Origin of the sequence: Haloferax sp. Atlit-12N (assembly GCF_003383095.1) — an archaeon.
GTDB lineage: Archaea > Halobacteriota > Halobacteria > Halobacteriales > Haloferacaceae > Haloferax.
On record NZ_PSYW01000002.1, the window covers coordinates 407,475 to 419,788 of the forward strand.

General features: G+C 68.1%; 14 protein-coding genes. 7 read left to right on the top strand and 7 right to left on the bottom strand.

Annotation, left to right across the window (positions count from 1 at the left end):
- Nucleotides 1–120: 120 nt before the first annotated feature.
- The 4 genes from C5B90_RS10425 to C5B90_RS10440 form a co-directional block, all read right to left on the bottom strand.
- The gene (locus tag C5B90_RS10425; RefSeq protein WP_115881275.1) at nucleotides 121–1,134 is read right to left on the bottom strand and encodes an amidohydrolase family protein; all 1,014 of its coding nucleotides are present in this window, start codon (nucleotides 1,132–1,134) and stop codon (nucleotides 121–123) included.
- 52 nt (nucleotides 1,135–1,186) lie between these two features.
- Nucleotides 1,187–2,410 (bottom strand): HD domain-containing protein, encoded by a 1,224-nt coding sequence (locus C5B90_RS10430; protein WP_115881277.1) that lies wholly within the window; start codon nucleotides 2,408–2,410, stop codon nucleotides 1,187–1,189.
- Between the two features lie 69 nt (nucleotides 2,411–2,479).
- Entirely contained in the window at nucleotides 2,480–3,652 is a 1,173-nt protein-coding gene (locus C5B90_RS10435) for an HD domain-containing protein (RefSeq protein ID WP_115881279.1), read from the bottom strand.
- Nucleotides 3,653–3,745: 93 nt separating this feature from the next.
- Nucleotides 3,746–4,348, bottom strand: coding sequence for a hypothetical protein (locus C5B90_RS10440; RefSeq protein WP_115881281.1), 603 nt, complete (start codon nucleotides 4,346–4,348; stop codon nucleotides 3,746–3,748).
- Between the two features lie 828 nt (nucleotides 4,349–5,176).
- Between C5B90_RS10440 and C5B90_RS10445 the strand changes: the two genes are divergently transcribed.
- The 7 genes from C5B90_RS10445 to C5B90_RS10475 all read left to right on the top strand — a co-directional run bounded on the left by C5B90_RS10445 (nucleotide 5,177) and on the right by C5B90_RS10475 (nucleotide 9,929).
- Complete coding sequence (locus C5B90_RS10445; RefSeq protein ID WP_115881283.1) at nucleotides 5,177–5,437, top strand: hypothetical protein; 261 nt, start codon at nucleotides 5,177–5,179, stop codon at nucleotides 5,435–5,437.
- A gap of 102 nt (nucleotides 5,438–5,539) precedes the next feature.
- Nucleotides 5,540–6,532: a 2-phospho-L-lactate transferase gene (gene cofD, locus C5B90_RS10450; protein ID WP_115881285.1), complete on the top strand. Its 993-nt coding sequence runs from the start codon at nucleotides 5,540–5,542 to the stop codon at nucleotides 6,530–6,532.
- Nucleotides 6,532–7,323: a tRNA-dihydrouridine synthase gene (locus C5B90_RS10455; protein WP_115881287.1), complete on the top strand. Its 792-nt coding sequence runs from the start codon at nucleotides 6,532–6,534 to the stop codon at nucleotides 7,321–7,323. The genes cofD and C5B90_RS10455 overlap by 1 nt, the downstream gene beginning before the upstream one ends.
- Nucleotides 7,323–8,183, top strand: coding sequence for a triphosphoribosyl-dephospho-CoA synthase (locus C5B90_RS10460; protein WP_115881289.1), 861 nt, complete (start codon nucleotides 7,323–7,325; stop codon nucleotides 8,181–8,183). The genes C5B90_RS10455 and C5B90_RS10460 overlap by 1 nt, the downstream gene beginning before the upstream one ends.
- Entirely contained in the window at nucleotides 8,180–8,866 is a 687-nt protein-coding gene (locus C5B90_RS10465) for a DUF447 domain-containing protein (RefSeq protein WP_115881291.1), read from the top strand. The genes C5B90_RS10460 and C5B90_RS10465 overlap by 4 nt, the downstream gene beginning before the upstream one ends.
- A 24-nt stretch (nucleotides 8,867–8,890) precedes the next feature.
- Nucleotides 8,891–9,079, top strand: coding sequence for a 30S ribosomal protein S17e (locus C5B90_RS10470; RefSeq protein ID WP_004042417.1), 189 nt, complete (start codon nucleotides 8,891–8,893; stop codon nucleotides 9,077–9,079).
- A 193-nt stretch (nucleotides 9,080–9,272) separates the two neighbouring features.
- Nucleotides 9,273–9,929, top strand: coding sequence for a glycerophosphodiester phosphodiesterase (locus C5B90_RS10475; protein ID WP_115881293.1), 657 nt, complete (start codon nucleotides 9,273–9,275; stop codon nucleotides 9,927–9,929).
- A gap of 1 nt (nucleotide 9,930) precedes the next feature.
- Here C5B90_RS10475 and C5B90_RS10480 read toward each other — a convergent pair whose 3' ends face one another.
- The 3 genes from C5B90_RS10480 to C5B90_RS10490 all read right to left on the bottom strand — a co-directional run bounded on the left by C5B90_RS10480 (nucleotide 9,931) and on the right by C5B90_RS10490 (nucleotide 12,108).
- Nucleotides 9,931–10,233, bottom strand: a complete 303-nt coding sequence (locus C5B90_RS10480; protein WP_115881295.1) for a hypothetical protein — start codon at nucleotides 10,231–10,233, stop codon at nucleotides 9,931–9,933.
- Between the two features lie 64 nt (nucleotides 10,234–10,297).
- Complete coding sequence (locus tag C5B90_RS10485) at nucleotides 10,298–10,567, bottom strand: acc operon protein (RefSeq protein WP_115881297.1); 270 nt, start codon at nucleotides 10,565–10,567, stop codon at nucleotides 10,298–10,300.
- Nucleotides 10,564–12,108, bottom strand: coding sequence for an acyl-CoA carboxylase subunit beta (locus C5B90_RS10490; RefSeq protein WP_115882488.1), 1,545 nt, complete (start codon nucleotides 12,106–12,108; stop codon nucleotides 10,564–10,566). The genes C5B90_RS10485 and C5B90_RS10490 overlap by 4 nt, the downstream gene beginning before the upstream one ends.
- Nucleotides 12,109–12,314: the final 206 nt, after the last annotated feature.

Consider the following 12,314-nt stretch of genomic DNA (forward strand, 5'->3'; position numbering starts at 1 on the left):
TTTCTCGGGGTCGGTAATAACCCTTTGCTACGGGAGGAGTACTGCGAGAATACGTCGGCGTTCGTGAGCGTTCTGCGGCCCGTTGGGAGCGGATTCTGGAGGAGAGGCCGTCGCCCGCCCTCAGAGATACACGTCTTTCACGTCCGCCTGCCCGGCGCGGCGGACGACGGCGCGGACCACGTCCTCGACGCCCGCGAGGTTGTCCGTGTCGCCGTCGAGGACGAGTAGTTTGGCGTCGCGGCCCTCCTCGACGAGGCCATAGTTCAGCCCGGCGATTTCGGCCCCGTTGACGGTCGCCATGCGGAGGACTTCGGTGGCAGAAACGTCCGCCAGCTTGGAGGTGAACTCCATCTCGCGGAACATCGAGGGGCTGTTGAGCATCACGTTGTCCGTGCCGAGCGCGACGGTGGTGCGGTCGACCAGTTCGCGAATCGGCGCGACGCCCGCGTCGGTGACGAGGTTCGACCGCGGGCAGATGACGATGGGTATCTCGCTGTCCTCGACGCGTTCGAGGTGGAGTGCCTCGGGGTGGACCATGTGGACGAGGAAGTCCGGTTCGAGGTCCAACGCGGCGTTGATGTCGTGGGCGTCGCGCTCGCCCGCGTGGATACCGAACAGCTTTCCGGCGGCCTCGGTCGCGTTCCGAAGTTCGCCGAACTCGCCGTCGCGCGCGCCCGACGCGCCGAAGCCGTCGGCGATTTCCATCGCGTCAGCCGTCTCGCGACCGAAGACGACCGCCTCGATGTCGCGGCCGTCGAGCGCCCGTCGGATGACGTCGACGCCCTCGACGCCGCCCTCTCGGAACTCCAGGCAGGCCGCCGTCCCGCCGGCCTCCATCATCCGGAGCGACCGGTGCATCGCGGCGGCTTTCTCCTCGGTGCTGGCCGCGCGGAGGAGCCGGTGTTTCAGCCCGTCCGGCGGCGCGACGAGGTCGTCGAGCGACAGTCCCTCGCCGGCCTCCTTGGCGATGGAGTCGCCGAGGTGAGTGTGGGCGTTGACGAACGCCGGGAGGATGATGTCCGTCGAATCGGTCGCCGTCTCCTCGATTGCGGTTATCGTGCCGTCCTCGACGACGACGCGCCCCTCGACCGGGTCGAAGTCGCGGCCGCGGAGTATCGTACCCTCGAGTTGCATCGCTCTCGAATGCGTCTCGGCGGTGCTTGAACCTCCCGTCTCGGGACGGCGGCTACTCGAACTCGTCGAGCGTCGCGTTGAGGCCGCTTCTGACCTCGGCGACGAGCGCGCCGTCCACGTCGAGACCGAGCACGTCGGCGGCCGCGCGGCCGACTCGCTCTGTCTCCTCGCGCGGGGCGTAGACGCCGAGTCGCCACTGCTGTTCCTGTGCGGTTCGGAGCGCCTGCACGAGCGGCGATTCGCGCTCCAACTGCCGAATCTCGCCGTTGACCATCACCCGCGACGACGACTCGGTCATCGACGGGCGCGAGGGCACGTCGAGGATGACCGACTCCGGCGACACGTCGGCGGCGTCGGCGATGTCCCGCTCGAACCCCGCGAGCGCGTCGTGTTCGGCGTCGATAATCGAGTCGGGGACGTTCGGCAACTCCGCCCAGACGGCCCGCTTGTAGAGGTTGCGAGTGGCCAGTCGCTCGGCGAACCCGCTCGTCGAGTCGGTGAGTTTGAGCGCGACGAGCAGGTCGGGGTCGTCCATCCGACGGAGTTCCTCGGCGTCGATGTCGGGTTCGTCGAGCAGTCGCTCCGACGCGCGCCGGAGCATCGCCTTCGAGATACGCGCGACGTGGTGCTGGTAGACGGTCGGGTTCATGAGCGCGCGGGCGAGCAGGAGCGATTCGGCAGTCTGGACGTTCCCCTCGGCGAGGACCAACTCGCCGTCGACGAACGTCAGCTCTCGAATCAGGCGCTCGTGGTCGATGGTGCCGTATGGGACGCCGGTGTGGTGGGCGTCGCGGACGAGGTAGTCCATCCGGTCCACGTCCAACTCCCCGGAGACGAGTTGCCCGAACTGGCCGTCGCCCTCGACCAAGGCGGCGACGCGCTCGGGGTCCAGTCCCTCGTCCTCCAGCGTCTCGCCGACGGTTCCGCGGGCGACGAGTTCCTCCACGTCGTCGTGGTACTTGCCGGTGTAGCGGTGGGTCACGTCCTCGATGTTGTGGCTGTAGGGGCCGTGCCCGACGTCGTGGAGGAGCGCCGCGGCCTCGACGTGGGCGGCGGCGTCGCCCTCGATGCCGAGATGCGAGAGGGCGCGGGAGGCGAGGTGGTAGACGCCGAGGCTGTGTTCGAACCGCGTGTGGTTCGCGGAGGGGTAGACCAGTTGGACGGTTCCCAACTGCTTGATGCGCCGGAGTCGCTGCATCTCCGGCGTATCGAGGAGGGCTTCGGCCGCGCCCTCGACCTCGATGTGGTCGTGGACGCTGTCCTTGATGGTCGTCATTGTGGGTGAATCGGCCGCCATCGGTGAAAAAGGGTCGGACGGCCGTGCGTCTTCGGCGCTCCCCGCGCCTCAGACGGGCGTCGTCACGCGAACCGGAAGCCCGAGCACGTCCACGGCGGCCGCGGCCACTTCGTCGCGGACGGCTTCGGGCGCGTAGACGCCGAGTCGCCACTGCGTCCGCTCGGCCGACCGGAGCGCACCCACGAGTTCCGAGGCGTCTTCGAGCCGTCGGACCACGCCGTTGACGACGACGCGCGACCGGGACTCCTTGATTCGCGGCCGGGACGGTGCATCCACGATGACCGACTCTGACGACACGTCGGCGGCGTCGGCGATATCGTGCTCGGCCGCCCGCGTCGCCTCGAAGTCGAGTTCGACCACGTCGGTCGGTACGGCGTCGATGGGGGCCCAGACGGCCCGCTTGTAGAGGTCGCGGCGCTCGATTCGGCGGCCGAGGTCGGGCACGCGCTCGCCGAGGGCGACGAGCAGGTCGTGGTCGGCCATCCGGACGAACTCCTCGATTGGCACGCCGTCGTCGACGAGGCGCTCGGAGGCGCGTTCGAGCATCGCGCCCGCGATGCGGGAGACGTGGTGGCGGTATACGGTCGCGTTCATCAGCGCCCGCGCGAGCAGGAGCGATTCGGCGGTCTGGACGTTCCCCTCGGCCAGTACGAGTTCGCCGTCCCGGTACCGGAGTTCGCGGACGAGGCGGCCGTGGTCGATGGTGCCGTAGGGGACGCCGGTGTGGTGGGCGTCGCGGACGAGGTAGTCCATCCGGTCCACGTCCAACTCCCCGGAGACCAACTGTCCGAGGCCGCCCGCGCCGTCGACCATGTCGGCGACGCGGTCGGGGTCGAGGCCGTGGTCGGTCAGGACGTCACCGACCTCGGTCCCGCCGAGCAGGTGGTGAATCTCGTCGTGGTCGCGGCCGGTCCGCCGGCGGATGAGGTCCTCGGTCTGGTGGCCGTAGGGGCCGTGGCCGATGTCGTGGAGGAGCGCGGCGGCGCGGACGTGGGCGGCGCGGTCGCCGTCGACGCCGAGATGCGAGAGGGCGCGGGAGGCGAGGTGGTAGACGCCGAGGCTGTGTTCGAACCGCGTGTGGCTCGCGGAGGGGTAGACGAGCCGGACCGTCGAGAGCTGTTTGATGTGTCGAAGCCGCTGGAAGGCGGGCGTATCGACCAGTTCGGCGGCCACGGGGTCGAGCGAGATGTAGTCGTGGACGCTGTCCTTGACGGCGGTCATAACGGGTGTTGCACGAGAGGAGTCAAATAGCCGAGCATTCGGGTCGGCACGGGGGCAAGGTGGCCGTCCGTACGACCGCCCGCGCCGCCCGCCTCACCGGTCGGGGAACTGTCCGACGACCTGTTCTGCGGTAGCGTCGGCGACGACGCCGACGAGGTGGTCGCGGTAGGCGGGTCGGCTGACGACCCCGGTTCCGGCGCTTTCGACCGACGCTTCGACCGACCCGGCGAGGTCGGGACCGTCGGTGGACTCGAAGACGAGTGGGTCACCCGACAGCGCCGCGTCGACGTGTCTCTCGTGACCGCCCGCGTCGAAGGCCGCGCGCCACGCCACCGCCCCCGAAGGAGCGACCGGATTCCAGCGCGAGCCCCACTCGTCAACGACGACGACCACGACCGGGCCCTCGGCGTCCTCGCCGCGGGTATCGGTCGGTTCGAGGGTCACGCCCCGCTCTGCGAACGACTCGACGAGTGCCGCCGTCAGGTCGTCGCGGACGGCCTCGGGCGCGTCGACCACGAGGACGCCCTCGGTAATCGGCGGGAGCGAATCGACGTTCGACCCGCCCGACGCGGCGGTCGCGGAGGTCGCCGTCTCGTAGTTCGCGGCCTCGAAATCGAGCGCGAGCACGCCGCCGGAGACGACCGCGACGACGAGAACGAGCGCGACCACAACCGCGGTTCGAGGGGACAATTCCATGGTGTGTATTCGTCTCGCGGTGGCGATAGCCGTTCTGTGACGCGTGTTGTCGGTGGTCCGCCCCGTCGGGCTCTGTTGAAAACCTCAGCTGGTGATAGCTTGTCGAGACTGTGCTGAATCCAGAGAGCAAGTCGGTCATTGAGTGACCTAGTATTACAAAAATCAATATGGCTCTCTGAGATATCGACTCCCTTCAAGAGGGTATCCTCGAATTGAAATTTCCTCAGTTGACTCCGGCGTAATAAGATACGCAACCTCGTAACTGAAGTCAGTTGGTTGGATGATTCTGTAGATGTCTCTTATTTCTCCGTGACAGCTCATGTTGACGGCAAACTCTGAGGACGACCGTCTTTCTAACTCAGTCACAGTACATTCGCTGATTATCTTATCGCCCCTATCGCGGGTCAGCCCACGTGACTGAATAAGTTCGTTGTGAAGTAACCTCTCCTCGTATGTGACTGCATAAGTCTGGACGCTCGACTCGGTTAATTGAGTTGGGCGGTCGGGGGCGGATGGAGACGCTTCACTGTGTACAGAAGGGCTGTACGGGGAGTCAGGGATGAAAAATGTAGCCAGAAATAGTAGGCCAATGAAGAGAACCAACTTGTGGGTCTTTTTCATTTTCTGTAACTCTTCTCAGTTAGTATGGGTTGCAGATAAATATTGTTGGGAAATTGAACTGAATGCCTATTTTCGAGAGATATCCTCGCTATTCAGCACGCCGACTCTGTTAGACTTTGAGTATTTCAACGAAGTTCCTGTCGCACGATGGTGGCGGTGGTTCGACCGCCCACAAACCGTTTCACTCGGGGGCGAGGATGCGGGGACATGAGTCTCCGCTCGGCCCTTGGAAGCGCCATCGGCTACGCCCTCCTCGGTCTCGCGTGCCTGTTCGTGGTCTTCGCGGGCTACTGGGCCGCGATGAGCGCCCTGACCGGTCTGACCGCCGGGCGCGTGATGTTCGTCATGTCCGGCCTCGGCGCGGCGCTGATAACCGGCTTCTCAGGCTACTTCGTCAGGAAGGCGGTCGCCGGACAGGTGATGCCGTCGGAGTTCGACGTGTCGGTGGCCTATCGCGGCGGTCGCTGAGGAGGACTTCGTCGGTCTGCGCGACTCATCGACATCCACCGGCGACCGGCCGGCGTCTCCGGTGAAGGAACTTTCAAACGGACACTCGTCCTACGGCGCATCATGGTTACCTTCCTCGCCGGGGGCACGGGCACCCCCAAACTCCTCGACGGGGCCGCCGGGGTGTTCGACCCCGCCGAGACGACCGTCGTCGCCAACACCGGCGACGACGTGGAACTCGGTGGTCACCTCGTCTGTCCCGACGTGGACACCGTCCTCTTCGCCGGCGGCGGCGTCCTCGACACCGACCGCTGGTGGGGAATCGCCGACGACACCACCGCGACCGACGACGAACTCCACCGCCTCGCTGACGCGGCCGGCCTCGAATCCGGCCCGCGCTATCTCCCCGAGTCGGCCCAGACCGCCGGCCGCGGCATCGCCCGCTGGCGGCGCTTCTCCGGCGTCGCGGAGTTCATGGAAATCGGCGACCGCGACCGCGCGGTCCACATCACCCGCACCTCGCTTCTTGACGAGGGGAACTCGCTCACCGAAGTCACTCGGACCCTCGCCGACGCATTCGACCTCGACGTGTCGCTCCTCCCGATGAGCGACGACCCCGTTGCGACCCTGATTCACACCGACGAGGGGACGATGCACTTCCAGGAGTACTGGGTCCACCGCCGCGCCGACCCCGCCGTCCGCGACGTGGAGTTCCGCGGCGCTGACGACGCCACCATCACCGACGAAGTCGCCGACGCCCTCGCAGAACCTGTCGTCGTCGGCCCCTCGAACCCCGTCACGAGCATCGGCCCGATGCTCGCCATCGACGGCTTCGCGGACGCCCTCGCGGACACGCCGGTCGTCGCCGTCTCGCCGTTCGTGGAGGACACCGTGTTCTCCGGCCCCGCCGCCGACCTCATGGCGGGCGTCGGCTACGACCCCTCGACCGCGGGCGTCACCGAGGCCTACCCCTTCGCCGACGCGTTCGTCCTCGACACGGACGACGGCACCGACCTCGACCGCCCGGTCGTCAGAACTGACACCCGAATCGACGGCCCGGAAGACGCCGAACGCGTCGCCCGCGCCGTCGCCGAGGCGCTCGCGGAGGTGTCGTGATGTTCACCCCGCGGGTCGCCGTCGCGAGCCTCAGCGGCGAGTCAGATGCCGCGTGGGCGGACGCCGCGGCCCCCCACGTCGGCGCGGCGTTCGTCGGCGGCGTCGCCCTCGACGACGCCTCGCAGGCGGCGGCCCGCGACCTCGTCGCCCGCGGGCGCTCGGAGTTCCTCGCCGACGACCCGGTCGCCTTCGTCTCAGACCAACTCGACGCTATCGCCGGATTCGACGGCGCGGACCGCTTCGTCGCCGTCAACGTCAGAGCGACCTCGCCCGACCCGATTCGGGAGGTCGCGGCCGTCTGCGCCGACCGCGGTGCGGGTGTGGAGATAAACGCCCACTGCCGACAGGACGAACTCTGCGCCGTCGGTTGCGGCGAGACGCTCCTGCGGGACACCGACCGACTGGCCGCGTACGTCACCGCGGCCGCCGAATCCGGCGCGCCGGTCGGCGCGAAAGTCCGCGCCGAAATCGACGGCGTTGACCTCCCGAGCCTCGCAGTCACCCTTGCCGACGCGGGGGCCGACTGGCTCCACGTCGACGCGATGGACTCCGAGGCCGTGATTGCCGACGTGGCCGCCGCCGCACCCGACCTTTTCGTCGTCGCCAACAACGGCGTCCGCGACCGCGAGACGGCGACCGAGTACCTCGACTACGGGGCCGACGCGGTGAGCGTCGGGCGGCCGAGCGACAATCCGGCGGTCCTCCGCCGGGTCAGAACCGCCGTGGACGACTGGTTCGCCGGGCGCGAGAGCGACGCCGAGTCGGGCGACGAGAGCGGGGTGTCCGCCTGATGGTCGCGCCCGTTACGGACCGCGGATTCGGCCCCGCGCGGCACGCCGAACTCGCGCTCCTGCTCGAGGTCGCCGGCACGCCCAAGCCGGGGAACGTCGACCGCCGCCGCGACCTCTCGGACCTGCACTTCGAACAGTTCCTGACGGGCGCGGTCGGCTCCGCGGCCGGCCTCGAACTGGCGGCGTCGGGCGCGCCGGTCGGCGAAGCGTTCGAAGAGGCGGTCGCCGGCATGAGTCGGCAGGGCGGCGGCAACACCCAGTTCGGCTGTCTCCTGCTTCTCGTCCCGCTCGTCCGGGCGGCCGCCGCGGACGACCGCGACCTCTCGTCCGCCGGCGCGACCGCCGTGGTCGAATCGACCACCGTCGCCGACGCGGTCGGGTTCTACCGCGCGTTCGAACACGTCGACGTGGCCGTCGGCGACGTACCCGAGGACGCTCCCGACCTCGACGTTCGGCACGGCGGCGACGCGGCCGACGCGCTCCGAGACCGCGGATTCACGCTGTACGACGTGATGGACCTGAGCGCCGAGCGCGACGCCAACGCCCGCGAGTGGACCGGCGGCTTCGCCCGGACGTTCCGCGCGGCTGAGGCCATCCTCGCCGATGACGGGCCCGTCACCGACCGCGTCGCTCGCGCGTTTCTCGACCTGCTCGCGGAGGAACCGGACACCCTAGTGGCGACGAACCACGGCGAGGCCGTCGCTCGCGACGTGATGGACCGCGCGGCCGACGTCTCCGACCTCGACGAGGCCGAGGAACTGGCCGACGAGTTCGTCGCCGAGGGAATCAACCCCGGCACGACCGCCGACATCGTCTGCGCGGCGACGTTCGTCGCGCTGGAGCGGGGGGTGCCGCTATGAGCGACGACGAGAGGACGGACGCGGGGCGTCGCGCCGGCGACCGCGACGGCTGGCCCGTCGAGCTCCGCGGCGTCACCGAGGCGGTCGTCGCCACGCTCGGGCCGAACGACCGGTGGAACTTCGCGGCGCTCGGCGTCCACGCACCGGAGTCCGGCGACGTTGGCGACGATGTCTCTCCCGGGTCGCTCCCACCCGCAACCGCGACGACGTGGGGAAACACCCGAACCCGTCGGAACTTCCACCGGCAGGGCGGCGGCGTCGTTCAGTTCGTCTCCGACCCGCGGACGTTCGTCGAGGCCGCGATGACGATCTACGAGCGTGACTCGCCGGTCCTCGACTCGGCCGACGCGTGGGCCGAAGTCGAGGCGACACCGGTCGATTCCGGCGAGGACGGCGGGACCGAGTGGGAAAAGTGGGACCTCCGGCCTGTCGATGCCGCGGTCGAGCGGACCCGGCCGTTCACTATCAACCGCGGCTTCGGCGCGGTCATCGACGCGACGGTGGCGGCCTCGCGCCTCGACGTGCCCGCTTTCGACACCGGCGACCTGCTGGACCGACTCGACTACTTCGCCGAGACGGTCGAGAAATGCGGCGGAAACAGAGAGCGCGAGGCGTTCGCGAGAATCGACGAGTTGACGGGCTGGCGCGAGCGGGCGGCCGCGAGACGGAACGAATCGTTTTAGTGTTCGTCCGGGGAATCTTCCGACATGGCAATCAAGCCCAAGTACGTCAAGCAGCTTGGTAACATCCTGCTGGAGCGATACCCGCAGGCGTTCAACACGGACTTCGAGACGAACAAGGACAGCGTGGAAGAACTGACCACGGTCGAGTCGAAGGGCGTCCGTAACCGCATCGCCGGCTACATCACGCGCAAGAAGGGCGGCCAGGGCGCGTAAGTTCGAGTCAGTCGATTCTCTCTGCGAACACATCTTCTCCAGCCCACGCGGAGCGGCCGCGCCGGTCCTCGCGCGCGCCGGTACTCAGTAAATGATACCCGTACAAATCGCTCCCCTCCGCTCCCCACCGCTCCGCACCACCTTCGACCGGTCCGGAGGAAGCGTTTAGTCCGCCCTCCCGCGATGCTCCGACATGCGCGCCATCGGTCACCGCGGCTGTCCCGCCCTCGCCCCCGAGAACACGCTCGCCGCCTTCGATGCGGCCGCGAAGCGACTCGACTGGGTCGAACTCGACGTCCGACGGTGCGGCTCCGGCGAACTCGTCGTCTTCCACGACGAGACGCTCGACCGCGTGACCGGCGCGACCGGCCGCGTCGCCGACACGAGCCTCGCGGACCTGCGGAAACTCACAATCGGCGACTCCGACGAGTCGATTCCGACGCTCGCCGCGGTGTTCGACGCCCTACCGGACCGCGTCGCGGTCAACGTCGAACTGAAAGAGATCGGTCTCGCCGACGACCTCGCGGCCGTCGTGGGTGACGCGGAACACGAGGTGCTCGTCTCGTCGTTCGACGCCGACGCGCTCCGCGAGGTGCGCGAGGCGAGCGTGCTCCCGCTCGCCTTTCTCTTCGCGGCCGACTGGGGGAGCGCGCTCTCGGTCGCCACCGCGCTGAACTGCACGGCCGTCCACCCGCACTACGACCTGCTCTCGTCGGCGCGGGTCGAGGAGGCGCACGACCGCGGCTTCGAGGTCAACGCGTGGACGGTCCCCGACCGCGAGGTCGCGCGGCGACTCCGAGAGTACGGTGTCGATGGCGTCATCGTCGACGACCCGGCACTCGCCGAGTGAACTACCGAGTCCGGGCGTCGCCGCGGAACGCCTGAAACGCCGTCTGGTTCCGTTGTACGCCGACCGCGAGCGAGACGAGCGCGACGACAATGCAGCCCCCGACAACGGCGGTCGGAAGAACCCCGTCAGGGAGGTAGCCGTTCGCCATCCCGAGTTCGACGCAGGTCCCGGCGAAGACGGCGGCCAGCGCCGCGGAGATGAAGTCGGGTTCTCCCTCGTCGGCGTAGTATGCCGCGACAGCGACGGCGGCGAAGCCGGCGAAAACGGCGTTGAGAAACAGCCAGACGAGCGCGGATTGGACCATGTCGGACGGACTGACGTCGGGAGAAAATGTAGCTGTTCTGTCGTGAACTCGCGGTCGACCCGACTCAGAACCGGTCGACGCGGCCCGAGGCGGCCCACGCGTCGGTCGGCGCGCCGGAGGGGACGCGACGGCTACAGCCCGTGACCGATTCGAGGCGGCCGGCGTACCGCCAGCGCTCCTCGTTCCACGTCTCCTCGCCGTCGTCGGCGGCCGCGGCGGCCGCGGCGACCGACTGGTCGTGGAGATGCGCGCCGACGGCGGCGGCGATAGCCGCGGCCTCCTCGGCGTCGGCGTCGTCCGGAATCGACAATCCAGACAGCAGGTCCCCGCTCATAGCGGGATGTTGCCGTGTTTCTTGTCGGGTTGGGACTTGCGCTTGGAGTTCAGCATCCGGAGGTCGGAGATGAGGCGCTCGCGGGTCTCGCCGGGTTCGATGACGTCGTCGATGAAGCCGCGGTCCGCGGCGGTGTAGGGGTTGGCGAACTCCTCGCGGTACTCCTCGATGAGTTCGTCGCGGCGGGCGTCGGGGTCGTCCGCGGCTTCGAGTTCGTCGCGGTAGAGGATGTTGACCGCGCCCTGCGGCCCCATCACGGCGATTTCGGCGGTCGGCCACGCGTAGTTCACGTCCGCGCCGAGGTGCTTCGAGGCCATCACGTCGTACGCGCCGCCGTAGGCCTTGCGCGTGATGACGGTCATGAGGGGCACCGTCGCCTCGGAGTAGGCGTACAGGAGCTTCGCGCCGTGGCGGATGATACCGTTGTGTTCCTGGTCGGTACCGGGCAGGAAGCCGGGCACGTCCACGAACGAGAGGATAGGGATGTTGAACGAGTCGCAAAAGCGAATGAAGCGCGCGCCCTTCTCGGAGGCCTCGATGTTGAGGGTGCCGGCGTTCACGCGGGGCTGGTTGGCGACGATGCCGACCGAGCGGCCGTCGAGGCGGCCGAAGCCGACGACGATGTTCTTGGCGAAGTCCTCCTGCACGCCGAAGAAGGAGCCCTCGTCGAGGACGCCGTCGAGCACGTCGTGGATGTCGTAGGGCTTGCGCGGCTGGTCGGGGACGACCTCGGCGAGGTCGTCGTCGACGCGTTCGGGGTCGTCCCACGGTTCGACGCGCGGGGGGTCCTCGACGTTGTTCTGCGGGAGGTACGAAAGCAGGTGGCGGATGTCGTCGAGTGCCTGCTCTTCGGTGTCGGTGGCGAAGTGGGCAACCCCGCTCGTCGAGGTGTGGGTCGTCGCGCCGCCGAGTTCGTCGAAGGTGACCTCCTCGCCCGTGACCGTCTTGATGACGTCCGGGCCGGTGATGAACATGTGGCTCGTGTCGCGGACCATGAACGTGAAGTCCGTCAGCGCGGGGGAGTACACCGCGCCGCCCGCACAGGGGCCCATGATGGCCGAAATCTGCGGGATGACGCCCGACGCCTCGGTGTTGCGGCGGAAGATTTCGCCGAAGCCGCCGAGCGACTGGACGCCCTCCTGAATCCGCGCGCCGGCGGAGTCGTTGAGGCCGACGACGGGTGCGCCGACCTCCATCGCCTTGTCCATCACCTTACAGACCTTCTCGGCGAACACCTCGCCGAGCGAGCCGCCGAAGACGGTGAAGTCGTGGGCGAAGACGAAGACGGTTCGGCCGTCGACCTCGCCGTAGCCGGTGATGACGCCGTCGCCGGGGAGCTTCGTCTCCTCCATCCCGAACTTGTGGTTGCGGTGGGTCCGGAACTGGTCGAACTCGCGGAAGGTGCCGTCGTCGAGGAAGTAGTCGATGCGCTCGCGGGCGGTCATCTTGCCCTTGTCGTGCTGGGAGGCGATTCGGTCCTCACCGCCGCCCTTCAGGGCTTCCTCGCGCTTCTCGCGGAGTTCGTCGATCCGGTCTTCCATCGTCATGCCAGACCACCTTCGCTCATTGGAGCAACGGTCCGCAGTCCTCGGTCAAAGGAGTTCCGCAATCCGGCAACCCTTACTTCGACAGTTGTCGAAGAATAGATGGAACAATCATCATAGTTGTCGGCGGGCGGGCCGCTTCTCGCGGTCGAGTCGGCCGAAAATGGAGCAGTCGGAGTCGAATCAGTGCGCCGAACGCGGCG

What these genes read in the sequence shown, in the direction of transcription:
- C5B90_RS10490 (WP_115882488.1), bottom strand. Translation starts at nt 12,108, where the DNA reads ATGGAAGACCGGATCGACGAACTCCGCGAGAAGCGCGAGGAAGCCCTG.
- C5B90_RS10475 (WP_115881293.1), top strand. Translation starts at nt 9,273, where the DNA reads ATGCGCGCCATCGGTCACCGCGGCTGTCCCGCCCTCGCCCCCGAGAAC.
- C5B90_RS10425 (WP_115881275.1), bottom strand. Translation starts at nt 1,134, where the DNA reads ATGCAACTCGAGGGTACGATACTCCGCGGCCGCGACTTCGACCCGGTC.
- C5B90_RS10465 (WP_115881291.1), top strand. Translation starts at nt 8,180, where the DNA reads ATGAGCGACGACGAGAGGACGGACGCGGGGCGTCGCGCCGGCGACCGC.
- C5B90_RS10460 (WP_115881289.1), top strand. Translation starts at nt 7,323, where the DNA reads ATGGTCGCGCCCGTTACGGACCGCGGATTCGGCCCCGCGCGGCACGCC.
- C5B90_RS10485 (WP_115881297.1), bottom strand. Translation starts at nt 10,567, where the DNA reads ATGAGCGGGGACCTGCTGTCTGGATTGTCGATTCCGGACGACGCCGAC.
- C5B90_RS10455 (WP_115881287.1), top strand. Translation starts at nt 6,532, where the DNA reads ATGTTCACCCCGCGGGTCGCCGTCGCGAGCCTCAGCGGCGAGTCAGAT.
- C5B90_RS10470 (WP_004042417.1), top strand. Translation starts at nt 8,891, where the DNA reads ATGGCAATCAAGCCCAAGTACGTCAAGCAGCTTGGTAACATCCTGCTG.
- cofD (WP_115881285.1), top strand. Translation starts at nt 5,540, where the DNA reads ATGGTTACCTTCCTCGCCGGGGGCACGGGCACCCCCAAACTCCTCGAC.
- C5B90_RS10435 (WP_115881279.1), bottom strand. Translation starts at nt 3,652, where the DNA reads ATGACCGCCGTCAAGGACAGCGTCCACGACTACATCTCGCTCGACCCC.
- C5B90_RS10430 (WP_115881277.1), bottom strand. Translation starts at nt 2,410, where the DNA reads ATGACGACCATCAAGGACAGCGTCCACGACCACATCGAGGTCGAGGGC.
- C5B90_RS10480 (WP_115881295.1), bottom strand. Translation starts at nt 10,233, where the DNA reads ATGGTCCAATCCGCGCTCGTCTGGCTGTTTCTCAACGCCGTTTTCGCC.
- C5B90_RS10440 (WP_115881281.1), bottom strand. Translation starts at nt 4,348, where the DNA reads ATGGAATTGTCCCCTCGAACCGCGGTTGTGGTCGCGCTCGTTCTCGTC.
- C5B90_RS10445 (WP_115881283.1), top strand. Translation starts at nt 5,177, where the DNA reads ATGAGTCTCCGCTCGGCCCTTGGAAGCGCCATCGGCTACGCCCTCCTC.